Below are 26,299 nucleotides of genomic sequence, written 5' to 3'. Positions count from 1 at the left end.
ACCGAGGACGAGACGCCAGCGGCGGGACCGCTCGGCGCCCCGGGTGGCCTCGGTGCTCCCGGTGGCCTCGGTGCCCCCGGTGGCCTCGGTGCTCCCGGTGGCCCCGGTGGCCTCTGCCCCGGCCACGACTGCTTCCGTGCTCACGCGCCGCTCCTCTCCAGTAGTGCCGTCACCGCGGCGACGGCCGGGGCCGCGCGGCGGTGGTCGATGGGGCGCCGGGTCCGGGTGACCGCGGCCTGACCGCCGTCGACCCTGGTCACGGCGGTACCGATCTCCTGCCGTTCGGGACCGCCGAAGGCGCCGAAAGTCCGGCGGAGCAGCGGCAGGACGGCGGTGAACCGTTCCTCGGACAGGCCGAGCAGCCAGGTGTCGATGAGGCCGAGCAGCCGCTCGTCATGCACCAGGATCAGCCCGCTGCCCTGCAGGAAACCCTCCAGCCAGGCGGCGGCGCGGGTGGGTTCGGTGCCCGGGGACATCGCCAGGCCCAGTCTGCGGCGCAGCTCCTCCGGGGTGATCCGGCCCGCGTCGACGAGGACGCGGTTCACCCGCCCCGCGATCCGGCCCGGCACGTTGTCGCGTTCGGCCAGGGACTCCAGGGCCTCGGTCCAGCCCCGGGCGTCCTCGTCCAGCAGCGCCGCGGCGCTGTGCGTCTGGTCGATGGCCTGCACGAACCTGGCCGCCGCGTCGTCGTCCAGCCCGCGCACCGCCGGGGCCAGGCCCACGCACACCCGGGCCAGGATCTGCCGGGCGACCGCGCGCAGGCGGGCGCTGTCCGTACCGCGTACGTCCCCGTACCGGGCCGAGCGGGCCAGCGGCGGCAGCGCCGCCATCAGGTGGGTGATGTCGCTGTCGGTCGCGGCCCGGTCGGTGAGCAGGGCGAGCACGTCCGGGAGCGCCTCGCCGAGGTCGGCGAACAGGCACTGCTCGGTGAGCGCGGTCAGGGTGGGCAGTTCGGCGTCGGCGGCGATCTCCACCACCCGGGCGGTGGCGGCCGAGACCACGGTGGTCCCCCACGGAGCGGCCTCGATCAGCGCCACGTCCATGTCGGGCTCCCAGCGCAGCCGCCAGGACTCGCGGAAGGTGCCCCGGGAGCCGCTCCCGGTGCGGCTGGTGGAGCGCGGCACGCCCCATTCGACACCGAGCACCCTCAGCCGGTGCAGCAGCACGCTGCGTTCACGCTGGCTGTCCTTGCGCAGGTCCAGGTCGAGATCGCGGTCGAAGGCCTCGGGCTTGAGGCGGAGCCGTTTCTGCGCGGACACGAGATCGCGCTGCAACGGCACCATGGGGGTGTCCGGGGGCACCGATCCGAGGCGTTCGCCGATCACCATCCGCCCGTGCACCAGGGCCGCCCGGGTCTGCTCGCCCTCGCAGAGCACGGCGGTGACCGCCTCGGAGACCTCGTCGATCCCGGCCAGCGGCCGCCCGCGCAGCACGGCGAGGCTCTCGGCGAGCCGCACCCCCTCGATCACGTGCGAGGAGGAGACCGGCTGGCCCTCCTCGCGCAGGATCCGGGCGGCCTCGGTGAGCCAGCGGTGGACCGGCAGGTCGGGCGCGGTGAACAGGTGGTGGTACCAGCCGGGCGAGGTCACCCCGGCGCCGTAGCCGCTGGCGGTGGCGAGCCGTCCGTGCGTCCACGGCACCCAGGTGGCGGTGGTCTTCACCTTGGGCAGCGCCTTGAGCAGGGCGTTGTCCGCGGAGACCGGGTAGTCGGAGAGGTCGCGCAGCGCGGGCGCGTGCCAGGCCCCGCACACCACCGCGACGCGTTCGTACCCCTCCCTGAGCACGGCGCGCAGGGTCTTGCGCATGTAGGCCTCGCGGCGCGCGTCCCGCCCGGTCTCGGGGCCGGACTCGGCGCGGACGGCGGCCATGGCGTCGGCGATCGCGGGGAACGGTGAGGGTTCACCGTCGCCGCGCTGCTCCACGACGTCGTCCCACCAGCGTTCGGCGTCGTCGTACCCGGCGGCCTCCGCGAGCACCCCGAGCGGGTCGGTACGGACCTTGGGCGGCTCTGCCCCACCCGGCTCGACCGCCTCGGTCTCCTGTGCCTGCTCCTTCAACCCGTGCTCCTCGGCCTCCGCCCGCTCGATCCGCTCCGCCAGCGAGTGCGAGGCGGGCAGGTCGCAAAAGCGCACCGGGACGCCGCGTCCGTGCGCGTGGACCAAGGCGGCCCACTCCGGGGAGAAGGACGCGAACGGCCAGAACCCCCAGCCCTCCTTGGACCGCACCGTCCCGGCCTTGGGGGTGTCGGCCAGGTGGACCAGCAGCGCCACCGGCGGTTCCAGGCCGCCCACCAGGGAGGTGATCGCGTCGGCCTCGGGCGGCCCCTCGATCAGCACGATGTCCGGCTTGATCTCGTCCAGGGCGGCCGCCACGGCCCGGGCCGAACCCGGGCCGTGGTGGCGGACACCGAGGACACTCACCTTGTCGGCGTCCGGTCGGGGTCGTCCCATCAGGCGCCCACCTCGCGGCAGGCCCGGTAGAAGTCGCCCCAGCCGTCGCGCTCGCGGGCGACGGTCTCCAGGTACTCGCGCCACACGACCCCGTCGGAGACGCGGTCCTGGACGACGGCGCCCTGGATGCCGGCGGCGACGTCGGCCGGGCGCAGCCGGCCGTCGCCGAAGTGGGCGGCCAGCGCGATCCCGTTGGTGATCACCGAGATCGCCTCGGCGGTGCTCAGGGTGCCGCTGGGCGACTTGACCTTGGTGGTGTTGTCCTCGGTGAGGCCGGAGCGCAGCTCGCGGAAGACGGTCACCACCCGCTGGATCTCGGTGAGGCTGGTGGGCACCTCGGGCAGTTCCAGGGAGCGGCCGAGCTGCTCCACGCGCTGGGTGACGATGCGGACCTCGTCCTCGGCGCTGTCCGGGACCGGCAGCACCACGGTGTTGAAGCGGCGGCGCAGCGCGCTGGAGAGGTCGTTGACACCGCGGTCGCGGTCGTTGGCGGTCGCGATGATGTTGAACCCGCGCTGGGCCTGCACCTCGATGCCGAGTTCGGCGACCGGCAGGGCCTTCTCCGAAAGCACGGTGATGAGGCCGTCCTGCACGTCGGAGGGCATACGGGTGAGCTCCTCGATGCGGCCGATGGAGCCGCGCGCCATGGCGGTCATCACCGGGCTGGGCACCATCGCGGCCTCGGAGGGGCCCTCGGCGAGCAGGCGGGCGTAGTTCCAGCCGTACCGGACGGCTTCCTCGGAGGTCCCGGCGGTGCCCTGGACCAGCAGGGTGGAATCGCCGGAGACCGCCGCCGCGAGGTGCTCGGACAGCCAGGTCTTGGCGGTACCGGGGACCCCGATGAGCAGGAGGGCGCGGTCGGTGGCCAGGGTGGCCACGGCCACCTCCACCACCCGACGCGAGCCGATGTACTTGGGGGTGATCTCGGTGCCGTCGTCGAGGGTGGCGCCCAGCAGGTACTGGGTGACCGCCCACGGGGACAGGTGCCAGCCCGGGGGGCGCCGGCGGTCGTCGGCCTCGGCCAGCGCCGCGAGCTCGGCGGCGTAGGTCTGCTCGGCGTGGGGTCGCAGAGCGGTCGCTGCCTGCGTGCTGGTGGCGGTGGTGGTCAACTGAGCTCCCTGTGCATGTCGAGGCGGAATCGGAGGGTGTCCCGGAGGAGGGCGTGGGGGTGGGCCTCCTCCTCGTGGGGCGGACGTTCCGGGAGGAGGTCGAGGTGCTGCGGCGGCATGTGTTCGGCGATGACCCCGCGGAGTACCCGTCGGCCCCGGTCCCGGGCGCTGTGCCGGGCACCGGGTCGGCTGCCGGCGGGGGCGCTGTCGCCGCCCTCGAGGAGAAGTCTGACGGCGGCCTCCGACAGTTCGCGGGTCCACGGGGCGCCGACGGCGCGGAGGGTTTCGCCCAGGAAGTCGTGCCGGTGGGCCCGCTCGGCGACGGCGAGGGCCCGCGCGCACCGTTCGGCCGCGGGCAGGGCGGCCAGTAGCGGGGCGATCCGCTGTCCGAGCGGGTCGTGGGCGCCCACGGCGACCATCCGGGGCAGCCCGGCCTCGGGGTCGTCGAGCACGGCCCTGGACCAGTCGGCGTCCTCGCGCAGGCAGGCGGCCTCGATGAGTGCCGAACGCAACTCGGGGTGGTCGGCGGCCAGGGCCAGCACTCCGGCCGGGTCGGTGTCGAGCCGTTCGGTCCACACGTCCAGCGGGGCCTGGGTGAGGAGCGTGCGGCTGAGGACCCAGCGTTCGTCGTGGGTGGGGTTGGCCTTGCGTGGCGCGGTGAGGGCGAGGTCGCGCAGCAGGTCGGCCCGGCCGGTGTCCAGGTCGGCGACGTCCACCGGCCGCGGTGAGGCGCGGTCGATCCGCAGGTGGTGGCGTAGGTGGTCGCGGAGCCGATGGGCGTGGGCGCTGTCGGGCAGTCGGGTGAGCAGGGTCAGGGCTCGGCCGCGGACGGTGGCGTTGCGGTCGTCCAGGGCGGGGGCGAGTACCGCCTCGTCCTCGGGTCCGAGGTTGACCGCCAGGGCCTCCAGGAGGCCGCGCCGATCCTCACCCCTGGTCTCCTGCGGCCAGGTGGCGGCGAGCAGGTCGCGGGCGGCAGCGGGGTCCGCGGCGCGCAGGGCGAAGAGCGATCGGCGGCGCTGGGCGGGGGTGCCGCCGTACCAGGCGGCGTCGGTGTACACGTCGGTGGCCAGGGGTTCGCGGGCGACGAAGGACCACGCACCGTTGAACGAGGCCAGCCAGGTGCCCCGGCCACCGACGGCGGTGGCGACGAGGGGGCGCAGCCCGCTGTCCCGGGCGGCGCGTTCGAGCAGGTCGGGGATGTGGGTGTGGCTGGCCCGGCGGCCGCACCGGAACGCCAGGTGCAGCCATTCGGGGAGGAGTTCGGAGCGGTCCGCGAGGATGACGTCCAGCCGGTGGGTGGCGGCGGCGCTGACCTCGGGGCGGTGGTCGGGTGCGTCGGGGGTGACCGGTTCGGCGGTGTGCGCGGTGTACCCGGCGCGGGCGCGGACGGTGTCGAGGGCGACCAGGTCCAGCAGGGCGGCGGCGCCCTCACGGGTACTGCGGGGCAGGTCGGGAAGGGCGGGGACGGGTCGGCGGGAGGTGCCGACCAGCGCGGTGGAGACCAGGCGGTCCCAGGAGGGGGACGGGGGCGATGAGGGCCGGGGCTCGGCGGACGCGCTCTCGGGGAACGTGCTTGCGGCGGGCTCGGTCTCGGGGGAGGTGTTCTCGGACAGAGCGCTCTGCGGGGGCTGGGGGTGGTTCACAGGGTCACTGCCTTTCCGTCGGCGTCCCACACGGTCATGGGGGTCAGGCCGGTGGCGGGTGACCACTCGGCGGCGACGGTGGCGGGGCGTCCGCCGGTGACCGCGAGGAGCCGCCACAGCTCCGCGCTGTCCATGGGCAGGGAGGCCCCGGTGGGGTCGGCCAGGTGCCAGCCGTCGGCGCGGGCGGGGACCGCGTTCTCCAGGACCACCGGCCAGGCCTCCAGCCAGGGGTCCTCGGCCAGGGCCTCGGCGTAGGAGTCCAGGGCCTGGTCGACGGTGCCGCCGGGCGGCGGCGGGGCGGGGCGTTCGGTCATCGAACCGGTGCGGACCGCGCGGCGGCCGTCGGGGTGGAAGGCGAGTTCGCCGTCGGCCTCGGTGCCGGACCGGAAGGGGGAGTCCGGGGTCCGGGTGGGGCGGGCGAAGGTCAGGGAGAGGGCGTACCTGCCGGTGGCCGCCCCGCGCAGCCACTGGCGACGGCTGCGCATGCCGTCGGGGGTGAGGCTGTCGCGGTGGCCGAGGACCCGCCAGGCGTCCTGGAGCCGCTCCCCGCCGGCCAAGACCTCCTCGGTGCGGGTGCTGATCCCCACCCGGGCGCGCAGCACGGCCCGGGAGCGGAGTCTGGTCCGTGCGAGGGCGTCGCCGGAGGAACCGGTGGCGTCCTGGGCATCGGCGGGACCCGGACCGGACTCGGCGGCCGCGACCGCCAGGTAGCCGTCCACCAGCAGGTGCAGCATGCCCAGGCGTTCCAGGAGGCGGTCCGGCCAGCGGTCCCCGTTTTCCCCGCCGCCCCGGCCGCCGGTTTGGGGCAGCTGGGTGACCAGCGAGGCCGCGCCGCCCGCTTTGGCGTCCACCAGGCGTTTGGCCATCCGGTCCCAGTGGTCGTAGCCGAGTGTGGGAACCTCGGCGAGGCCGCCGTCGACCTGGTCGTGCAGCCACAGCCGGAGCTCCTCCAGCCCGGCGGTGACCGCCTGTTCCCGGGCGCGCAGGGTGGCGGCCGCCTTCTCGGGGTCGACCGGTGCGGGGGCCGCGGCTCCGCTCGCGCGCCCCTGGCGGGCCGCACGTCCCGCGAGCCACGTGGCGACCCACTCGGGCCGGTCCCCGCGTTCGGCCACCGCGCCCTGGCTCCACAGCGCGAGCAGGGCGAGGACGTGTTTGCAGGGGATCTTGCGGCTGGGGCAGCTGCACTTGTAGGCGGGGCCCTTGTCCCCGTCCAGGTGCGCTGCGGCCAGGTAGGGCTTGGCCCCGCTCCCCTTGCACTCACCCCAGACGGCCGAGGCGGCGCCGCCGTCGGCGGCGATGACGCCGCACTCGGGCCACGATCCGGCCTTGGCCACCTTGAGAGCGGCCTTGTGTGATGAGGGGTCCGGAGCCAGAGCCCAGACTTCGTCGGTACTCCATCGATCGCTCACACAGGCAACACTAGGGAGCACCACTGACAATCCGGGGCCCTCGGGACACCGCCCAGTCCCGGACAAAAAAGAAAAACCCAACACGGGTCCGGAAAAGAATTCGGGCGGGAACCGGCACGTGTTGAAAAGCCGGTGCGAACAATCCTAGGATGCCAGGATCAAGGCGACTCGATCCCCGGCCGCCCCGTCCCGTTTCTCGAACACCCCGCTCCCCTTCCTTTCACCTCGTCAGTACCGCGTGTCCAGGTGACTTATCAACCCGAAGGGAGGGAAGCGGCCCCGCGAACCCTTCTCCGGGTGTCCGCACCCCCGAGATGACGACGACTCCGCACCATGTCGAGAACGGCGGCGAGCGACCCGCTTCCGCCCCGGTCCGCAACCCCGCCCCGCACGACCCGACCGCGTCCCGGGGCTGCCCGGTCACGGCCGCCCAGGATTCCCCGGCCGCCCACGGCTCCCCCGCCGACAGGATCCGGCTGTACGAGCCCACCCCGCCCGAGGGGCGCACCAAGCTCTGGAAACGGCTGCGCGAGCGGCACGGGCCCCTCGTCCCGGTGGAACTGGAGCCCGGGGTGCGCGCCTGGCTGCTGCTCGACTACCGCGAGACCCTCACCCTCCTCCAGCAACCGCACCTGTTCGCCCGGGACACCCGCAAGTGGCGCGAGGCCGTCGAGGGCCGGGTCGACCTCGACCGCACCGTCCCCATGATGACCTGGCTGCCCAACGCCCTCTACGCTGACGGCGCCGAGCACGCCCGGCTGCGCGCGCCGATCATGGACGGCCTGACCCGGATCGACATGAACGGCATGGCCCGCACCGTGCGCCGGATCGCCGACGAGCTGGTGGACTCGTTCGTGACCCGGGGCAGCGCCGACCTCATCGGCGACTACGCCGGCCAGCTCCCCGCCCTGGTGGTGAACCGGCTCTTCGGGCTGCCCGACAGCTACGGCCACATGCTGAACGGCCTCACCGCCCTCATCTTCCACGAGGACGCCCAGCGCACGGACGAGGCGATCAACGGCATGCGGCAGTACTTCGCCGGCCTGGTCTCCCGCAAGGCGGACGCCCCCGGGGACGACCTGGTCAGCCAGATGATGGCGCACCCCTCGAAGCTCACCCCGCTCGAGGTCGCCTACGAGGCGTCCCTCATCGTCAGCGCCAGCCACATGATGACCGCCCACCTCATCGGCAACACCATGCGTACGCTGCTCACCGACGACCGCATCCGCTCCGCCCACACCGACGCGCGCCTGTCCACGCACGACCTGCTGGACCACGTCATGTGGAACGACAGCCCCCTGCAACTGCTGGCCGGACGGATCGTGCTCCAGGACGTGCGGATCGGCAAAGCGCGGATACGCAAGGGCGACGCCATCTACCTCGGGGTGGAAGGGGCGCACCACGACCCGGCCGTGCGGGTCGGCAGGCCGGACCCGGACACCGGTCTGGCCAGCGGCAGCCGCGCCCACCTGGCGTTCGGCGCCGGACCGCACAGTTGTCCGGCCCGCGAGATGGGCCGTCTGGTGGCCTCGACCGGTGTGACCGTGCTCCAGGAACGGCTCGGCGGGCTCCGACTCGCGGTCGACCCGCGGGAGCTGCGCCCGCTGGCCTCCCCGTTCCTGCACGGGGTCCGGGAACTGCCGGTCGCCTTCCAGCCCGGCCGCCCCAGCGAACCGCCCGCCGCTCAGACCCAGCAGATGGAGCAGGTCCCGCCGGTGGCCGAGGAGGAGCAACCTCCGGAGGACCTGCTCGGAAGGCTGCTCAACTGGTGGCGCGGCCTCGGAAGCTGAAGGATGACGCGGGTTTTTCGGGCTTGTGAACAGGGAAGCCGCCACTACTGGTGGTTCAACGGATGCACGTTCACGCGATCGACTTCATAGTCGGATCCACGCCCCCATAAGGCAGCCCGAGAAACCCGATTTCCGGGAATCGCCCTTTATGGGAACCGGTCCACGGACCCCGTTAATTCCGTGGACTCCCGCTGCACGAGAAAAGGAAAATACGTGCGAACATTGAATCCCCCCTCCCCCTCCCCCGCCCCGGCGAAGGCCCCGAGGAAACGCTCCTGGCTGACCGCGATCGCCGCGAAGTCCGCACTCGTCGTCGGTCTCTCCCTGTTCGGTGCCGGCGCCGTTGTGGCGCCCGCCCAGGCCGCCAACCCCTACGAGCGCGGCCCCGACCCGACGGAGCGGAGCGTCACGGCCCTGCGCGGCCATCTCGACACCGACACCACACGGGTCTCCTCCCTGGTGAGCGGGTTCGGCGGCGGCACCATCTACCACCCCACCGACACCAGCGAGGGCACCTACGGCGGCGTGGTGATCGCGCCCGGTTACACCGCGAGCTCGTCCTCCATGTCCTGGTACGGACACCGCATCGCCTCCCAGGGGTTCGTGGTGTTCACGATCGACACCATCACGAGGTACGACCAGCCCAACAGCCGCGGCCGACAGCTGGACAGCGCGCTGGACTACCTGGTCGACCGCAGTGACGTCAGGGACATGGTGGACGGCGACCGCCTGGCGGTCATGGGCCACTCCATGGGCGGCGGCGGCACCCTCGCGGTGGCCGACGACCGGCCGGAACTGCGCGCGGCGATCCCGCTGACGCCCTGGCACACCCAGAAGAGGTGGGGGAGCGTGCAGACGCCGACCCTCATCATCGGCGCCGAGAACGACCTCACCGCGTCGGTCCGCTCACACGCGATCCCGATGTACGAGAGCCTTGACGGCTCCCTGGACGCCGCCTACCTGGAGTTGCGCGGTGCGAGCCACTTCGCGCCGAACGTCTCCAACACGACCATCGCGAAGTACAGCATCTCCTGGCTGAAGCGGTTCGTGGACGATGACGTCCGCTACGACCAGTTCCTCTGCCCGCCGCCCCGCACCGGTTTCGGCACGGACTTCTCCGACTACCGGGACACCTGCCCGCACGGCGGCTGAACCGTCTGAGACTGACAAGGGCGGTGGCCCGGAGGGGATTTTCCCCTCCGGGCCACCGCCCTTCGCGCGCTGCCCGGGTCTGGGGCCCCGGTGACCCGTCCTTCGCCGGTCGCCTCCCCGTCCCGGTGGAGACGGGAGGCCGGGTCGGCAGGAAACGCCGCTGCCACGGGCTCGCCGCTGCCCCGGGCTCGGCGCTGGAGCTCGCGGGTGCGAGGGCGCTCCGGTCCGGCGCGGCCGTCGAGAGCACGGCCGCAGCCGAGGCCGTACGGACTCGTCCGACGCACCCCGAGGACGCTGCTCCGCCGGTCGAGCGATGCGCGGGAGCCAGCCCGGCCTCCTCCCCCGCCCCTGTGCGGCGAGGCACGCTCATCGTTGGGACGGCACTGAGGTCGGCCGCCGATCCCGTGGGAGAACCCGGTTCCGACTGGCTGCGGGCGAGGGGCCCGGCCCGCGGGGATCCTCGGGCAGGAGCGGGGCGGACCGGGGAGAGAGGCGCTCGAAGCGGACGGGTCGGGAGGCGGTCCGCGCACAGGACGGCGGCCCGGAGGAGGTCCCCCCGGGCCGCCTGTCTGGTTCTGCCCGCTAGTCGTGGAAGGGCAGGTCCTCCGGGGAGAGCCGCTCGAAGTCGACCTCCTCGATGGGGCCGCCCTCGCGGTCGGTCACCCGGGCCTCCTGGACCATCTCGATGTCGCCGCCCGACTTGTACTGGACGACGTAGACACCCTCGTGGCCGCCGTGGTCACCGTCCGAGGAGGCGAAGGGCGTGAAGCCGGGGCCCTGCCACTCCTGCGTCTCCAGGGCGTCGATCAGCGACTGCCGCGTGAGGTCCTCGCCAGCGGACTTGAGGACCTGGGCGAACATGACGGCCTGGGTCATGCCGAACACGTGCGTGTTGGTGACGGGGCCGCCGTCACCGTACTCGTCGTAGACGGCCAGGAAGAACTGCGCCCAGTCGTCGTCCTCGTCCTCCACGCGCGGCATGTAGCTCGTGATGATCGTGTCGGCCAGGAAGGCGTCGGCCGGCACGTCCTCGGCGTCGGTGCCCTCGGTGAATGAGGAGAGCAGCGCCTGGAGCGTGGCGGTGTCACCGCCGATGCTGGAGACCACCCACTGCGGCTCGTAACCCATTCCGGCGGCCTCGAGCATGGCGAGCGCGACGAAGGCGGGGATGCAGGAGCAGACGATCACCTCGGCCCCGGAGTTCTCCATCTCGGCCATCTGCGAGCTGAGGTCGGTGACCTCGGCCTCGTAGTGCTGCCGGGCGACGACCTCGTCGCCGAGGTACTGGTCGAGCCCGGCCTGGGAGTCCACGCCGATGTCGTCGTTCTGGTAGAGGTAACCGACGTTCTGGCCGGCGAAGTTCTCGGCGATGTACTCGCCCTGGATCTTGGCTTCCTTGGTGTAGTCGGTCTGCCAGCCGTAGGTGAGCGGGTGCTCCTCGGTGTTGTTCCAGGCCAGGGCACCGGATGACGGGAAGATGTCCGGAACGCCCTCCTCGTTGAGGTAGTCGAGCACACCACTGTGCGTGGGGGTGCCCAGACCTCCGACCATCGCGAAGATCTCGTCCTCGATGACCAGCTGACGCGTGACGTCGATGGTCTCGGAGGGGTCGTACTTGTCGTCCTCGACGCGGTAGTCGATCTGCCTGCCGTTCACGCCGCCCTGGGCGTTGACGTACTCGAACACGGCCGCAGCACCCTGGGAGACGGCCATGTATCCGGGCGCGGCGGGGCCGGTGAGGGGCTGGTGGGAGCCGATGACGACGGTGTCGTCGGTGACACCGGGCGCGACGTCCAGGTCGACGTCGGCGCCCTCGCCGACCTCGCCCGCTCCGGAGCAGGCGGTGGCCAGCAGGGCCAGGGCAAGGGCCGAGGCCAGGGCGGCTCGGGTTCCACTTCGCTTTCGCATGGTTTTCTCCTTCGTCAAGGGGGGATCAAGAGGAGTTGCTGTTGCGGGCTCGGAGCCGGGCTCTGAGGCTTTGGAGTGCGCCGTGGACCCCGAGGGGCCAGAAGCGCAGGATGAGGATGAGGACGACGCCGAAGAACACGATCGGAAGGTTGTTCTCGGCGTTGCGGGTCAGGTCCATGGCCCGGGCCAGGTCCCTGGCCCAGATCTCCAGGTAGACGACGGCGATCGAGGCCCACAGGGCACCCCACAGGCTGCCGATGCCGCCGAGGACCAGGGCGGCGAGCAGGGTCAGCGAGAGCACCAGGGTGAAACTGCTGGGGGTGACGGTGCCGAGCACGTACGCCTGGAGGCCGCCGGCCAGGCCGCCCGCGGTGGAGGCGATCACGAAGGCGACCACCTTGGTCTTGCCGACGGGGATGCCGGCCATGGCGGCGGCGGTCTCGTCGTCGCGGATGGCGCGCATGCGGCGGCCCAGCCGTCCGGCGGAGATCGTGGCGAGCGCGGCCAGACCGATGACCACCGTCGTCCACACGACCAGGGCCCGCCACTCGCTGGTGGAGACGATGCCGTCGAGGAAGGGCGGGGCCCCGGCGGTGCGGATGTTCAGTCCGTTGCTGCCGCCGAAGACGTCGTGGTAGCGGTGCGCGAGCCCGGGCAGGCCGACCGCGAGGATGAGTGTGGCACCGGCCAGGTAGGGGCCGTGCAGGCGCGCGGTGGCGGCGCCGACCACGACGCCCGCCGCGATCGAGACCGCGACGATGATGAGGAGGTTGGCGGCCAGCGGAAGCATCGGCTGGTGCAGGACGAGCAGCGCCATCGTGTAGGCGCCGATCATCATGAACGCGCCGTGGCCCAGGGAGACCTGGCCGGAACCGCCGACCAGCAGTTGCAGCCCCGCGATGGCGAGCATGGTGTAGCCGACGGCGGCGACGCGTAGGGCGGTGAGGTCCCCGGTGGCGAACAGCAGACCGGTGACGGCGGCCAGCCCGAGCGCGGCCAGCAGCAGGTGCCGGGCGGGCAGCGGCAGCGAGCCCCACCGGGAGGTGCGGGGCAGCCCGGGCGGAACTGTTCCGGAGCCGGAGCTGGTCGAGCGCTCTTCGCGCTCGGTGGTGGGCGAGGTCATGTCTGGCTACACCTTTCGCGCGGTCGGTCGGGACAGGATGCCGTCGGGGCGCACGCTCAGGACGATGACGACGATGGCCAGGGCGGCCAGGGTCGCCAGTTCGGGGCCGACGTACCCGGACACGTAGGACATGCCGAGGCCGATGAGCAGGCCGCCGATGACCGCCCCGAAGGGGTTGTCCAGGCCGCCGACGACCGCCGCGGTGATCCCGAAGACGAACACGACATCGAAGACGTTCGGGGAGATGAACGGCGGACCGGCGAGCATGCCCGCCAGCGCGCCGATGAGGGAGGCGATGCCCCAGCCGGCGGTGAGCATCAGGCCGACCTTCACGCCGCTGAGGCGAGCGGCCTCGGGGCGGAAGGCGGCGGCGCGCATCCGCAGGCCGAGCGGGGTGAACCGGTACAGGGCGAACAGCAGGAGGGCGACCACGCCCACGGAGGCCAGTGCGAACACGTCAGAGGGCGCGAAGCGGCCCACGTAGCTGAACGCGTACTGGAAGCCGTGCTGCTCGTTGCCCCAGATCATGCCGACCCCGCCCTGGACCACCAGCAGGATGCCGAGGGTGACGATGATGGCGTTGAGCTGGGAGGTCCGGGCGATGGGCCGGACGATCACGCGTTCCACGAAGGCACCGACCAGCAGACCGGTGGTGAGGGCGGCGGCGAATCCGATCCAGTAGGAGCCGGTGAGCTGGGTGACCGTGTAGGCGGTGTAGACCGACAGCAGCGCGAGGGCGGGCTGGGCGAAGTTCACCAGCCGGGTGGCCTGGTAGATGATGACCAGGGACAGCGCCAGCGCCGCGTAGGCCGCCCCGGACGCCAGCCCGTTGAGGGTCAGGGTGATGAAGTAGTTCATGGGGTCTCCCTCAGAAGCCGAGGTAGGCGTGGCGCGTGCGGTCGTCGGCCAGGAGTCCGTCGGAGGGGCCCTCGGCGGCGACACTCCCCTGGTTGAGGACGTAGCCGTGGTCGGTGACGGACAGGGCCCCGGCGGCGTTCTGCTCGACGAGGACGACGGTGAGCCCGGTGCGGTCGCGCAGGTCGCGGAGCAGGGTGAAGATCTGCTTGGTGACCAGGGGCGCGAGGCCCAGTGAGGGTTCGTCGAGGAGCAGCGCCTTGGGCCGGGCCATGAGCGCGCGGCCGATGGCGAGCATCTGGCGCTCACCGCCCGAAAGGGTGCTGGCGGTCTTGTTCCGGCGTTCCACCAGGGGTGGGAACAGGTCCATGACCTCGTCGAACGTGGTGCGGTCGCGCCGGTCGGAGCGCCACAGGGCGCCCAGGCGCAGGTTCTCCTCCACGGTGAGTTCGACGATCACTCCGCCGCCCTCGGGGACGTGCGCCAGGCCTCGGGTGATGACCTTCTCGGTGGGCAGGCGGGTGATGTCCTCGCCCGCGAACAGGACCCTGCCCGAGGAGGCGCGGTGCAGTCCGGTGAGGGTGCGCAGCAGGGTGGTCTTGCCCGCGCCGTTGGCGCCCAGGACGGCGCACAGCCCGCGTGCGGGGATGTCCAGGCTGACGCCGTCGAGGGCTCGGACGGCTCCGTAGGAGGCGCTGAGGCCCTGGACGCTGAGGAGGGGCTCGGCGGTCAGGGGTCCGCCGTTCCCGTTGGTGCCGGTACTCGTGGCGGCCGGGTTGTTCATCGGGGGGCTCCGTTCCCGTTGCCGAGCGAGGGGTCGACGACGGCGGGACCGCCGTCCGAGGGACCTTCGTCGGCGGGTGTGCCCAGGTAGGCCTGGGTGACGGCGGGGTCGGCCTGGACCTCCTCGGGGGTCCCGGAGGCGATGACCTTGCCGAAGTTGAGGACCACGATGTGGTCGCAGACCTTCATGACCAGGTCCATGTGGTGTTCGACCAGGACGACCGCCATGTGCTGGCTGAAGCCGCGGATCTGGTCGGCGAGCGTGTCCATCTGCTGGCCTGAGAGCCCGCTGGCGGGTTCGTCCAGGAGGAGGAGTTCCGGTTCGCTGACGCAGGCGCGGGCGAGGGCGACCTGCTTCTGCACGCCGTAGGGGAGGGTGCCCGGTAGCCGGAGGGCGTACTCGGCGATACCGAAGCGCACCAGGGTGGCCATGGCCCGCTCCTTGAGCTCCTGCTCGTCGCGGTGGTGCCGCCCGAAACCGCTGATCAGCGAGAACGCTCCGCCCTTGGCGGTGCGGTCGGCGCCGACCATGACGTTCCAGATGACCGGCATCATCGGGAAGAGGTTGAGGCCCTGGAAAGTGCGGGCGATCCCGGCCTTGGCCAGGTGGTGGGTGCGCTTGCCGGGTGGCGGCGCGCCCTTCCAGGAGATCTCTCCCTGCGTGGGGCGCAGCACACCGGACAGGACGTTGAAGAGGGTGGTCTTACCCGCTCCGTTGGGGCCGATGAGGCCGACGACGGAGCCCGGCTCGACCTGGAGTCCGACGTCGTCGAGCGCGGTGAGCCCTCCGAAGCGCACGGTCACCCCGTTCGCTCTCAGGAGATGTTCCGGTGCGGTCGTTGTCATGACTGCCTTTCTCGCGGTAGCTACCAGAGAATCCGTACCGACCAGTTGGTATGACTAGATGGAAGAAGCGCTGTGGATAGGGGGCGCTGCTGGTGTGGGGACCGTCCGCCTCGTCGCGGCCGGCCCAGGGGGATGTTTCAGTTCAGTAGGCGTGCCAGGTCCACCCGGGACCTGATGTTGAGCTTGCGGAAGATGCCCCGCAGATGGTGCTCCACGGTGCGCGGGCTGATGAACATGTGCGCGGCCACCTCGCGGTTGGTCGCGCCCTCCGCCACCAGCCGGGCGATCTGCTGCTGTTGGGCGGTCAGCTCGCCGGTGGAGGGTGTCTCGGGACCGCGGTCCGCGGTGCCGATGGCGCGCAGCTCGGCGCGGGTCTGTCGCACCCACAGCCGGGCGCCGAAGCGCTCGAAGGTCTCCAGCGCGTTGTACAGGTGCTCGCGGGCCCTTCCGGGCAGGCGGGCCCGGCGCAGGTGGGCGCCGAAGAGCAGTTGGGTGCGCGCCTGTTCGACGTCGTCGTCTCCGCAGACCCGGTGCTGGGACAGCGCGACCTCGAAGTGGTCGGCCGCCTCCTCGCCCGCCGCGAGCAGGCCGTCCCCGCGCGCGGCCAGGGCCAGCGCGCTCGGGCTCTCCACTGCCTCGGCCCAGCGCCGGTACCCGGCCTGGGAGGTGCGCGCCCACTCGGTCTCACCGGTGCGGACGGCGGCCTCCACGAAGTGCGGTGCGGTGAGCAGGCGCATGGTGGGGTGCCCGTGCCCGGGGCCGGCGTGCACCAGGGAGCGCAGCCGGAAGAACGCCTCCGCGGCGTTGCCCCGGGACAGGTCCAGGACGGCCAGGGCCCAGGCGGCCAGCGCCGAGGGCAGGCCGAGGCTGTTCTCCCCGGCCTGGGCGGTGACCGCGCGCGCCCGGATCTGGCAGGTGTCGACATCGCCCTGGATGGCGGCGATCATCGCGAGGGAGGCCAGGTGTTGGGTCGCCCAGATGGACTGCCCCGACTCGCGGGAGGTACGCAGTCCGGCCAGGGCGGTTCCGGCGGCGGACGGGAAGCGGCCGCTCCAGAACTCGGAGAAGACCAGGAAGGCCAGGGCCGAGGGGACGAACGCGTGCTCACCGCGGGAACGGGCCGCCTCCACCGCGCGGGAGGTGATGGTGCGGACGAAGGGTGCGTCGCCCAGGCGCAGGCCGGCGATGCCCGCCCACACCATCTCCGAGGGCGCGGTCATCTCGTGCGAGAGCCGGACGGCCTCGCGCAGCAGCGGGGTGGAGTTCGCGTAGTCGCCCCGGAAGGAGATCGTGCACCCCTCCAGGTAGTTGGCGGCCAGCCTCATCGGGGCCGGATCGTCCGGGCGGACCAGGGGCACGGCGAGTTCGGCGGCCTTGGCGTGCCGGACCGGGTCACCGGCGTAGGAGGCGCTGTCGGCGGAGCGGACCAGCGCGCGCAGGGCCAGGTCGCGGTCGTGCGGGACGAGGTCGCTGCCCACCGCGTACAGGCGTTCGGCGGCGTCGATCGCGTTGGAGTCGCGCATGTCGAACTCGGCCTCGATGAGAGCGACGATGGCCCGGCGCCGGTCCGACACCGCGAGCGGCCGGGCCTGGCCCAGCAGTCGGGCGGCGCGGGCGGAATCCCCGGCCAGGTAGGACTCGAAGGAGGCGGTGGCCAGGCGGCAGGTGCGTTCGTCGAGGTCGGGGGTGAGGGCGGCGGCGCGCTCGTTGGTGAACGAGGCCGGCATCGGTCCCTCCAGGCGCTTGGCCCGCCTGGCCGCGGCCGCGACCTGATCGGCGAGCTCGGCGTCGGGGACGTCGGCCCCGCAGGCGGTGTGCCGGGCGAACTCGACCGGGGCGTACTCGCGGTCGGTCACCGCGGCCAGGGCCCGGTGGGCCTCGCGCAGACGCCCGGCGGGGGTGCCCTGGGCGACGGCCTCACGCAGCAGGGGATCAACGAAGACCAGGGTGTCGCCGTCCACGCGCACCAGGCCGCGCTCCTCGGCGGGTTCCAGTTCCGTCACGGACAGGTGCGGGCCGTCGGCGGCGTCGAGCAGCAGGTGGACGCGGGGCTCGGCGGCCAGGGCACCGAGCAGCAGGATCTGTCGGGTCCGCTCGGGAAGCTCCTGGTAGGGGGCGAGCTGAGCCGCCCGCAGGCGCCCGGCCAGGGGCAGGGGGTCAGGAAGGGAATGGTCGCCCTGGACCTGCTCCGTGGTCAGGGCCGCGAGGAAGCCGAGGACGGCGGCCGGGTTGCCGTGGGCGGCGCGGACCAGGGCTGCGCGAACCGAGGAGGACAGGTGGGCGGGGGCGCGGTCGGTGAGGATGTCGTGGATCGCGCGGTCCTCCAACGGGACGAGGACCTGCTCGGCGACCCCCGGAACCAGTGCGGATCCGGGGCCCTCACCCGCGGCGAACACCGCGACGACCCGGGTGCCGGTGAGGCGGCGGGCGGCGAAGGCCAGGGCGGCGAGGGAGGCGTCGTCGAGGAGGTCGGCGTCGTCCACGCACAGCAGGAGGGGCTGATCGGCGCTGACTTCGGCGAGGAAGTCGAGAAGGGAGGTGTAGAGCGCGAAGCGGTCGGTCTCGGCGACGCCGCCCCGGGTGAGGGCCGCGCACAGCAGCTCGCGCCGGGGTTCGGGCAGCCGGTCCAGGACCGGTTCGACCGGCCGGAGGAGGCGCTGGAGTCCGGAGAGGGGGAAGTCGGCCTCGTCAGCGACCCCGGCCATGTGCAGGACGGTGAATCCACCTGCGGTGTTACGGGTGTGTTCGAGAAGGGTGGTCTTTCCCAGGCCGGGGCCGCTCGTGAGGAGCACGGACGCGCCTCGCCCGGACCTCGCGTCGCCCAGGGCTTCGGCGAGGATCCGCTGCTCAGCGTCCCGGCCCCGGAGGCGTACGCTCAGGGGCTCCGTGTACCGTTCTGTCACGTTGCTCACATTCGCACAGCGACACCCTGTTCCGGCAGGTCTGCGTGGGCACACTGGTCGTTTCACCGATACCCGCACGGAGTCACACACGGTACCCGTGCGAGGGGGCCCGGAGGGCTTTCGGAGGGGCTCCCGGTAGAGGCGTTCCGGGTGTGGAACCCGTTGCCCACCTGCGCTTCCGCGCCCGAGAAAAAGTGACACCCATCACCCTGGCGGGCCGCCGGAGGCGCCCCCGACCGCCCCCGCACGCGTCCGGCCTGGTTATCAAGACGTAACGTGCGGGCAACACCTCACCCGCGAACCAGACAAATAACCCATAGAACCCTCTGGATAGTTTTTTGTCCTCTTCAGGACACTGTCGGTGATGTCCCCGGCCGGGATATCCAGTGCGGGACACACTGGATCGGACAGCCGGAGGACCCGCATGGAGAACCGCTCCCTGACAGCGGAAGACCGACCCGTTCCCGTCGGCACCGCCAACCGACCCCTCACGTTCGGTGTGGAGGAGGAGTTCTTCGTCGTCGATCCCCGCACCCGCCGCATCCTCTCCAGAGCACCCGAGGTCCTGGCCCGCGCCCAGGGTCTCGGCACCCACCTGTGCGGTGAGTTCACCGGCGCCCAGGTGGAGGCCAACAGCCCCGTGTGCACCACCGCCGAGGACGCCCGCTCCTTCCTGGTGACCGCCCGCGGCGAACTCCACCGGGCCGCCGCCGACGCCGGACTGGCCGTGGCCGCCACCGGCACCGTGATCCTCGGCGACCCCGCCGCCGCCTCCCTCAGCGAGGGCCGCCGCTACGCCGCCATCGCCGCCCACTTCGGCGCCCTGCGCGACTCCCACGTGGTCTGCGGCTGCCACGTGCACGTCGGCATACCCGACCGCCCCACCGCCGTGGCCGTCAGCGACCACCTGCGCCGGTGGCTGCCCTTCCTCGTCGCCCTCTCCGCGAACTCCCCCTTCCAGTCCGGCCGCGACACCGGCCACGCCAGCTGGCGCACAATCACCTGGAACCGCCTGCCCTCCTCCGGACCGCCGCCCCTTCTGCGCACCCTCACCGAACACGAACGCGCCGTCCGGGGCCTGGCCGCGACCGGGGCGATCCTTGACCGGCACATGGTCTATTGGGACATCCGCCTCTCCGACCACCTGCCCACCCTGGAGATCCGGGTCGGCGACGTGGCCGCCACCGCCGAGGAGGCACTGCTCTTCGCCATCCTCACCCGGGGGCTCACCACCCGGGCCCTGACCGACGTACGCGCCGGCGCCCCGGCCCCCGCCATCAGCGGCCCCACCCTGCGCGCCGCCGTCTGGCGGGCCGCCCGCGAGGGCCTGGAGGGCGTCGTCCCCGACCCCCTGACCGGTGAGACCCTCACCGCGAGCACCGCGATGGAACGGGTTCGGCGGGCCGCGTTACCCGGCCTGGCCCTCACCGGCGACACGGACCTGGTGTCCTCCCTACTCGACCGCGTCCTGACCTCGGGCTCGGGCGCCCACCGCCAACGCGCCGCCTACGCGAAACGGGGGCGGATGACCGACGTGGTAGACCACGTCCTCACCCAGACCAGGGAAGGGCTAACAACCGTCCGGTGTCGGTGAGGGCGACCTGGGTGACAGGTCAGGGGGCGTCCGGATCCCGTGCTCCCTCGACAGCGCCGACAGCGCTGCCAGGTAGCCGGACATACCGTGCGCTCCCGGCCCGGGAGGGGTGGAGGCGGAACAGAGGTAGACCCCCCGCAACGGCGTGCGATACGGATCGACCCGCGGAGCGGGCCGCATCAGGGTCTGCCGTACCGTCATCGCGCCCGCCGCGATATCACCTCCGACGTAGTTCGGGTCGTACTCCTCCAGGCGGGCGGCGGACATGCCCCGAGCCGCGATGACCGTGTCACCGAAGCCCGGCGCGTACCCCTCCACACGGCGCCGGACCAGTTCCACCGGATCGCGCGTATCACCGTTCGGCACGTGGGCGTAAGCCCACACCGGACGCCGCCCCGGCGCGCCCCGTCCGGGATCGGTGACAGCCGGATCCACCAGGAGCACGAACGGCTCCGCCACCGGGCGCCCGCGCGCGGTCTCGGTCTCCGCGCGGAACATCTGCTCCTGGGTACCACCCAAGTGAACCGTGCCCGCCCTTCCCACCTCCGGCGCCGCCCAGGGAACGGGCGCAGAGACGAGGAAGTCGGCCTTGGCCGCACCGGGGCCGTAGCGGAAACGTCGCAGAGTGGCACGGTAACGGTCGGGCAGCAGCTCACCCGCCATGGACAGGAAACCTCGGGGTGCGACGTCCAGCAGCATCGACCGGGCCGGGGGAAGGTCACGCAGGTCCGTGACGTCCGCACCCGTGTGGATGACGCCACCGTGCGCACGGAGATCGGCGACCAGGGCATCGGCTATCTCCGCGCTGCCGCCCCGGGGCAGCGGCCAGCCTCCTGGGGCGTGCGCCAGATGCCCCAGGAGAAGGGCGACCGCCGCCCCCGGCAACGAGGGCAGCGGGCCCGTCACGTGCCCGGCCACACCTGCGAACAAGGCCCTGGCCCGCTCCGTGGTGAAGGGACCGCGTCCCCACCCGTGCGGGAGGATTCGTGAGGCCACGAGAGCCGCGGCGACCGGGTCGGGGAGAGACCGCTGGTCGGACAGGAACAGATCCGTCACCCTGTGGCCTCGACCGACCAGGGGTTCCATGAGGCTCCGCCAACGAGGGCCGTCTTCGCCCAGCTCCGCGCATGTCGCGTCCAGGTCGGCATAGGCGAGAGCGGCCCCGCCTCCGGGAAGAGGATGGGCGTAGGAGACCTCCGGGCGGAGCATCCGTACACCTCGGGCGGCCAGGTCGAACTCCCGGAGGAACCGCGAGGAGCCTGCCAGCGGGTGCACCGCCGAACAGATGTCGTGCCGGATGTCGGAGTCCAGCAGGGCGAGCGTGCGCAGCCCGCCGCCGACCACGTCGTCGCGCTCGTAGACCGCGACGCGCAGTCCCGCCCTGGCCATCGTCACCGCGGCCGCCAGCCCGTTCGGCCCGCTTCCGACCACCACGGCGTCAGCGTCACGCATCCGGTCAACACCTCCCTCGTCGAGCGGTCCCCGGGGAAGAGGAGCACGGCCCGAACCCGCTACGCGACCGCGGCGACAGCGGTTTCCGGATCGGTGTCCGGCTTCCCCTCTGCGAAGCCGAGCAGCTCGATCAGCTTGGGATTCTCCTGCGCGATGGGGCCCCGCGCCGCCAGCAACAGCTGGAGGACTTCCTCGCCGCCGTACTCGGCGACGGCGGAGAAGCCGTCCTAGGGCTCCGCCCCGGCCGGGTTCTCGACAGTCCGCGCGCCACAGTCTGCGCGCTTCCGCTGGCGGTGCTGCCCGCCATGGCCGGGGCGGGGAAGGCCCCACCGCTCAGAAGTACCGCGCAGGCGGCGACAGCAAACGTACGCCTTCCCTCTTCTCAACTTCACTCCTCATGGCCGTTGGCCCCAGCCTTGGATCGTAAGCATTCAGAAGGCGTTGGGGACTGCGGAGGGTAGATGGCCTTAGCTGGTCAGGCGGAGGCGGGGATGGGCGGCATCCACAACTGTCCGGTGAACGCCCGGCGCAGCGCTTCGAACGCGCTCACCCCGTGCTTGCGGGCCGAGTCGATGTAGGAACGCACCCCGAGCCAGGCCGCCGCCCCCTGACGGGACTGGTGGCAACCGGAGATCTTCACCTGGGTCTTGAGGGGTCTGAGCGCTCTTTCGGCGAGGTTGTTGGTGAAGGGCACCAGGTGGGGCCGGTCGGAGAAGCCCAACACCTGCTCGGCCCGCTCCCGCAGACGCTCGAGCAGGTTGCGGGCCGGTGATTGCTTCCTTCCTTGGGCCCGGGGATGGCAGGACAGCCCGACCGCGATGCCGTGGTGGAACAACTCCCCTTGGGCCAGGAGCACCCCGGCGGGGATGTGCTCGGCCTGGCCGCAGCGCACACGCCCCGCCTCGCGGGCCAAGGTGGCCAGCGCGGACCGGATCTGACGGTGCCAGTGCTGGCCGGGGTGGTCCTGTTCGGCAGCGGTGAGCTCGCGGATCAGGTGCGCCCCGCACAGCTGGTGGGCGCACGTGTAACCCGAGTACAAGGCCAAGGAGTCGTGCACCAGGGTGCCGGTAAAGCCCGGCAGTACCCCCAACGTGTTCGCCCCGGCTCGTGAACGCGGAGCTAGACCCAGCAGGGTCAGGTGCTCGTTGCAGGCCACATGCAACCAGCACCGTTGGTCCTTGATGCGGGTGGTGGTCTCATCGGCGTGCAGCACGTGGGCCAGGGTGAGCAACGCCCGGATCAGGTTGAGGCTGTCGCTGACCAGAGCATGGGCCTCGCCCAGTAGATGCGACACCCATCCGGTGGAGACCTTCGCGCCGGTCAGGTCGTTGATGAGCTGTGCGGTGCGCTCCACCGGGATGTGCTGGAACACGAGCAGGTAGACGGCCAGGGTGCGCAGGTGGGGGCCGTAGGAGGAAGGGGAGGCGGCCAGTTCCTGGGGCATCGCTGCTTGGGTGATGCTTCCGCACTGGCACGCGCAGGTGTGGGCGCGGTGCTCACTCACCTGCACCGTGACCAGGGGGATGTCGCGGACCTGACGGCGCTGGTAGCCAATGGAGGAGGCCGGGTCCAGCTCGGCGTGGCACCCGGTGCAGGTGGCGGGCAGATGGTCGTGGACCTGGTCGGGGTTTTCGACCATAGGCAGTCCGAAGCCTTCAGCGCCTGGTTGGCGTCCGCGTTTGCGGGCGCTCTTCTTGGCGGGTGCGCGTTCGGGCTTGTCGAACAGGTCCGAGGAGGGTGGCAGGGAGGAGTTGCCGGAGTTGCGTCCCAGGCGGCGTTCGAGCTGCGCGACCCGGGTGGTCAGACGCGCGTTGTCGGCTCGGAGCTGTTCGTTCTCGGCCTTGAGGCGGGTGATCTCTTCGGTCTGCTGGGCCAGGTGCTGGCGCAGGGCGGTGTTTTGTTCGTGGAGCACACCGATCAGCGCGAGCAGGTCCTCACGCGAGGCGGTCTCCAGTCCCGACGGCATGGTGGACATCGTGCCTGGTCCAGTGTCGCCCTGTCAGGCGAACCCAGCAACTGAATGCTTACAGCACGCCCCTGTCCGTTGTGACGAGATCTCGCACCGGCCCCCGGGTCCCCCTCCAGGACATCGACAACCTCTGCCACATTGGTGAATTTCAGCCGACCAGGATCACTGATCCCCGAAGTCTCGAACTCCCCTTGCCGATAACCGATAACGGCAGCGACGGCGATACTCGAGAGCAGGGACATGAAAAGCACGGAAGAAACGACGGCAAGGATTTTTTTCAGCAGAAGGACCACCACCCCAGGGAAGTATGCACCATATCGGAGACTGAATCACCTCCTGCGAACCCTGAGGGCTTTTCGATGCAGCCACACCGTTCCCTCGCACCCGGCGAGCTCTGGTCACGTTGTGTGGTGTGACGTGGGCCGTTTCGGTTTCGGGACGGCTGGGATAGCGTTTGCCGGGCTTTGGCCGCACGGTTGTTCGGAGGGCGCCCGTTGTCCGGGGTCATCGTCGGGTTCGGAGTCATCGCCAGCATCGTCGTCATCGGCTACATGCTCGGGCGCATCCCCCTGCTGGGGCCGGGTGCGAAGGAGGTCCTCAGCAAGCTGGCGTTCTACGTGGCCAGCCCCGCGCTGCTGTTCACGATCCTCTCCGGCACCGACCTGTCGGTACTGGTGTCCGGGCCGGTGCTGGTGAGCGTGCTGAGCGTGCTGGTCGCGGCGCTGACCTTCCTCGTGGTCGGAATCATCCGACGATGGGGTGTGGGCCGCACGACGGTGGGGACCCTGGGCTCCTCGTACGTGAACGCGGGCAACCTGGGCATCCCGATCTCCGTGTACGTGCTCGGTGACGCCTCGCTGGTCGCACCGATCCTGCTGCTCCAGCTGCTGGTGCTGGCACCGGTCTCGCTGACCGTGCTGGACCTGAACAACGGCAGCGCGAAAGGCTTCTGGCCCGTACTGCGCCGCGCGCTGGGCACGCCCGTGCGCAATCCGGTGGTGATCGCCTCCCTCGCCGGGGTCCTGGTGTCCGCCTCCGCCTGGACGCCGCCCGGTCCCCTGATGGAGCCGTTCGAGCTGGTCGGCGGGATGGCCGTGCCCGCGATGCTGCTGGCCTTCGGGATCTCTCTGCACGGCAGCGCCCTGCCCGGGCGTGGTGGCCCAGACCAGGGGCCGGTGCTGCTGGCCGTGGCCCTGAAGTCGGTGGGCCAACCGCTGGCCGCCTGGGCGCTGGGTTCACTGGTGTTCGGGCTGGAAGGCGCCGCCCTGTTCTCGGTGGTGGTGCTGGCCGCGCTGCCGACCGCGCAGAACGTGTTCAACTACGCCACCCAGTACCGGACCGGCGAGGTGCTGACCCGGGAGGTGGTCCTGCTGTCCACCTTCCTCACCGTCCCGGCGCTGTTCGCCATCACCTTCCTGTTGGGCTGACCTCCGAGGAGGCGCCCACAGGCGAAGGCCCCGCCCGCGCTCGGTGCGCGGACGGGGCCGGGACCGGGGCCATGCTCCCGGAAGTGCCCGGTCAGTCGGCGAAGGGCACGTTCTCGATCTCGCCGAAGGGGCCGGCTCGCAGGGTCAGCTCGTCCACCTCGGCGGGCGGGGCGGCGAACACCGCGATGAGCTGGTAGGAGTTGCCCGGCTGCATCTCGTGGACCTCCTCCGCGAACCCGGAGTAGGTCTGGCCGCCGAAGTTCAGCAGCGTCACGTAGCGGACCAGGTCGGTGTCGGGCTCCAGCAACTGGAAGCCGCCCAGCGCGCCCTGGCTGAACTCGGCCGGGCCGCCCGGGGAGACCGCGTCCTCGCCTCCCATGTCGGGCAGTACCGGGTCGTCGCCGGTGTTGGTGAGGGTGACCGTGCTGATCACGTAGGCGCCGTCGCGGCGCAGCGGGTGCACGTCGAGCCGGATGTCGCCGTCGGTGACGGTGTCCACGGTCTCGGCGGTGTCGTCCTCGACGAACGGCGCGGGCGGGAACACGTGCCGGTCGCTGGAGCCGAGCGTGCCCTCCTCTCGGCTGCCGCTGGAGCCCCCGTCGCGGCTCTCGTCGCGGTCCACCCGGTAGGAGAACTCCACGCGGCGGTTGCGCGCCTCGGCCTCCTCGGTGTCCGAGCCGCCCTCCTCGGCGACGGGTTCGGTGGCCCCGCGACCCTCCACGGTGAAGGTGAGGTCGCCGTCGGACTCCTCTTCGAGGATGTCCCGGACGGTCTCGGCGCGTTCCTCGGACAGGGTCTGGTTGTAGTCGTCGGAACCGGTGCCGTCGGTGTGGCCGATGACGGTGACCTCGGGGTCGGCCGGGTCGATGTTGCGTTCCAGGGAGGCTGCGGCCTCGCGGACGATCTGCTCGGCCTCGTCGGTGAGTTCGGCGGAGTCGAAGTCGAACATCACGTCGGACTTCAGGGCGACCGTCTCGGTGTCCCCGTCGCGGGTGGTGGAGGCGACGTCGGAGTCGACGAAGCTCTCCATCTCGCCGATCCACTCGTCCCAGCCGGGCTCGGGGCGCATGTTCTCGAACTCGACCGTGTCGCCGAACTCGGGCCCGTCGCGGACGGTCATGGCGGCGCCGTTGGGGTCGACGGGGTCGGGCTGCTCCTCGTCCACGTCCACGACGGGGATGCCGGTCATGGCCCCCAGGCCGCTGCCGACGAAGGTGACCTGCTGGACCTCGTCGGGCAGGCGCGGGAAGTAGCCCCGGTACTGGTTGGTGGCGCCCACGGTGACGGGGAAGAGGCCGTCGTCGGGGGGAACGGAACCGTAGTAGTAGCCCTCCTCGTCGGTGAGCTCGGCGTAAGCTCGTCCGCTGACCGGGTCGATCAGGGTGTTGGGCATCGACAGGTTGCTGACGATGCCCCGGAAGTGGTCGACGTAGGTCTCTTCGTAGTGGATGACGGTGTACTCGTCGGTGCGCTCCAGGCCGTTGATGGCGAAGCGCAGGGTGGAGTCCTGGCCGGTGTCCTGGAAGATCGTCCCCTCCCGGGTGTAGGGGAACTCGGCCTCGACCTCGGGGCGGGGATCCTCTTCGGGGTCGACGTCGATGGTGTCGGGGCCGGGGTTGTCGTCGGCCTGGAGGTCGCGGACGATGCCGCAGCTGGACAGGGCCAGCGCCGCCGCGGTGACGACCGCGGTCACGGCCAGCGCGCGTCCTGCCGCGAGGGGCTGTCGTACTGACATGGGGGTGCTCCCTAGCTCGCTTACCCAACACTGGATAGGACCCGACCAACATCGTGTTGGTTCCTCCCGGTTCGGTAATTTTTGCGCCTGGCACTACAGCTAGCCACCCGAGAAGAACGGCCCCCAGCCCCAATGCCCCCGGCGGGCGGAA

17 protein-coding genes are annotated in these 26,299 nt (G+C 71.7%); 4 read left to right on the top strand and 13 right to left on the bottom strand.

Annotated elements, in window-relative coordinates; genetic code table 11:
* Positions 1 to 140: 140 nt before the first annotated feature.
* From HNR07_RS26165 to HNR07_RS26150, 4 genes are read right to left on the bottom strand one after another with little or no spacing between them, the layout of a single operon-like run.
* Positions 141 to 2,450, bottom strand: coding sequence for a DUF5682 family protein (locus HNR07_RS26165; RefSeq protein ID WP_184367309.1), 2,310 nt, complete (start codon positions 2,448 to 2,450; stop codon positions 141 to 143).
* The gene (locus tag HNR07_RS26160) at positions 2,450 to 3,559 is read right to left on the bottom strand and encodes an ATP-binding protein (RefSeq protein WP_184367306.1); all 1,110 of its coding nucleotides are present in this window, start codon (positions 3,557 to 3,559) and stop codon (positions 2,450 to 2,452) included. Before HNR07_RS26160 ends, HNR07_RS26165 begins: the two co-directional genes overlap by 1 nt.
* A complete protein-coding gene (locus HNR07_RS26155) occupies positions 3,556 to 5,202 on the bottom strand; it encodes a DUF5691 domain-containing protein (protein ID WP_184367303.1) in 1,647 nt (548 codons plus the stop codon). The genes HNR07_RS26160 and HNR07_RS26155 overlap by 4 nt, the downstream gene beginning before the upstream one ends.
* Positions 5,199 to 6,536, bottom strand: coding sequence for an SWIM zinc finger family protein (locus HNR07_RS26150; protein ID WP_184372704.1), 1,338 nt, complete (start codon positions 6,534 to 6,536; stop codon positions 5,199 to 5,201). The genes HNR07_RS26155 and HNR07_RS26150 overlap by 4 nt, the downstream gene beginning before the upstream one ends.
* Positions 6,537 to 6,925: 389 nt before the next feature.
* Here HNR07_RS26150 and HNR07_RS26145 point away from each other — a divergent pair, with 389 nt between their 5' ends.
* Positions 6,926 to 8,401: a cytochrome P450 gene (locus tag HNR07_RS26145; protein WP_221318940.1), complete on the top strand. Its 1,476-nt coding sequence runs from the start codon at positions 6,926 to 6,928 to the stop codon at positions 8,399 to 8,401.
* A gap of 279 nt (positions 8,402 to 8,680) precedes the next feature.
* Entirely contained in the window at positions 8,681 to 9,553 is an 873-nt protein-coding gene (locus tag HNR07_RS26140) for a dienelactone hydrolase family protein (protein ID WP_184372698.1), read from the top strand.
* Between the two features lie 582 nt (positions 9,554 to 10,135).
* On the opposite strand, the gene HNR07_RS26135 is transcribed toward HNR07_RS26140, so the two are convergent.
* The 6 genes from HNR07_RS26135 to HNR07_RS26110 form a co-directional block, all read right to left on the bottom strand.
* The gene (locus HNR07_RS26135) at positions 10,136 to 11,461 is read right to left on the bottom strand and encodes an ABC transporter substrate-binding protein (RefSeq protein ID WP_184367300.1); all 1,326 of its coding nucleotides are present in this window, start codon (positions 11,459 to 11,461) and stop codon (positions 10,136 to 10,138) included.
* Positions 11,462 to 11,486: 25 nt separating this feature from the next.
* The gene (locus HNR07_RS26130) at positions 11,487 to 12,584 is read right to left on the bottom strand and encodes a branched-chain amino acid ABC transporter permease (RefSeq protein WP_184367298.1); all 1,098 of its coding nucleotides are present in this window, start codon (positions 12,582 to 12,584) and stop codon (positions 11,487 to 11,489) included.
* Positions 12,585 to 12,590: 6 nt separating this feature from the next.
* The gene (locus tag HNR07_RS26125; RefSeq protein ID WP_184367296.1) at positions 12,591 to 13,442 is read right to left on the bottom strand and encodes a branched-chain amino acid ABC transporter permease; all 852 of its coding nucleotides are present in this window, start codon (positions 13,440 to 13,442) and stop codon (positions 12,591 to 12,593) included.
* A gap of 10 nt (positions 13,443 to 13,452) precedes the next feature.
* Positions 13,453 to 14,172, bottom strand: a complete 720-nt coding sequence (locus HNR07_RS26120; RefSeq protein ID WP_184372696.1) for an ABC transporter ATP-binding protein — start codon at positions 14,170 to 14,172, stop codon at positions 13,453 to 13,455.
* Between the two features lie 47 nt (positions 14,173 to 14,219).
* Entirely contained in the window at positions 14,220 to 15,068 is an 849-nt protein-coding gene (locus tag HNR07_RS26115) for an ABC transporter ATP-binding protein (protein ID WP_184367294.1), read from the bottom strand.
* 137 nt (positions 15,069 to 15,205) lie between these two features.
* A complete protein-coding gene (locus HNR07_RS26110; protein WP_184367292.1) occupies positions 15,206 to 17,980 on the bottom strand; it encodes a LuxR family transcriptional regulator in 2,775 nt (924 codons plus the stop codon).
* A 415-nt stretch (positions 17,981 to 18,395) separates the two neighbouring features.
* Between HNR07_RS26110 and HNR07_RS26105 the strand changes: the two genes are divergently transcribed.
* Positions 18,396 to 19,565, top strand: a complete 1,170-nt coding sequence (locus tag HNR07_RS26105; protein WP_184367290.1) for a carboxylate-amine ligase — start codon at positions 18,396 to 18,398, stop codon at positions 19,563 to 19,565.
* Here HNR07_RS26105 and HNR07_RS26100 read toward each other — a convergent pair.
* Both HNR07_RS26100 and tnpC read right to left on the bottom strand, forming a co-directional pair.
* Positions 19,542 to 21,017 carry a phytoene desaturase family protein gene (locus HNR07_RS26100; protein ID WP_184367288.1) on the bottom strand — a complete coding sequence of 492 codons (1,476 nt, stop codon included), beginning with the start codon at positions 21,015 to 21,017 and terminating at the stop codon, positions 19,542 to 19,544. The genes HNR07_RS26105 and HNR07_RS26100 overlap by 24 nt on opposite strands.
* A gap of 475 nt (positions 21,018 to 21,492) precedes the next feature.
* The gene (gene tnpC, locus HNR07_RS26095; protein WP_221318653.1) at positions 21,493 to 22,992 is read right to left on the bottom strand and encodes an IS66 family transposase; all 1,500 of its coding nucleotides are present in this window, start codon (positions 22,990 to 22,992) and stop codon (positions 21,493 to 21,495) included.
* Positions 22,993 to 23,480: 488 nt separating this feature from the next.
* Here tnpC and HNR07_RS26090 point away from each other — a divergent pair, with 488 nt between their 5' ends.
* Entirely contained in the window at positions 23,481 to 24,413 is a 933-nt protein-coding gene (locus HNR07_RS26090) for an AEC family transporter (RefSeq protein WP_184372693.1), read from the top strand.
* Between the two features lie 91 nt (positions 24,414 to 24,504).
* Here HNR07_RS26090 and HNR07_RS26085 read toward each other — a convergent pair whose 3' ends face one another.
* Complete coding sequence (locus HNR07_RS26085; protein WP_184367286.1) at positions 24,505 to 26,148, bottom strand: OmpA family protein; 1,644 nt, start codon at positions 26,146 to 26,148, stop codon at positions 24,505 to 24,507.
* Positions 26,149 to 26,299: the final 151 nt, after the last annotated feature.

It is taken from the genome of Nocardiopsis metallicus, assembly GCF_014201115.1.
GTDB classification, from domain to species: Bacteria; Actinomycetota; Actinomycetes; order Streptosporangiales; family Streptosporangiaceae; genus Nocardiopsis; species Nocardiopsis metallicus.
This window is presented reverse-complemented; position numbering and strand designations above follow the sequence as displayed.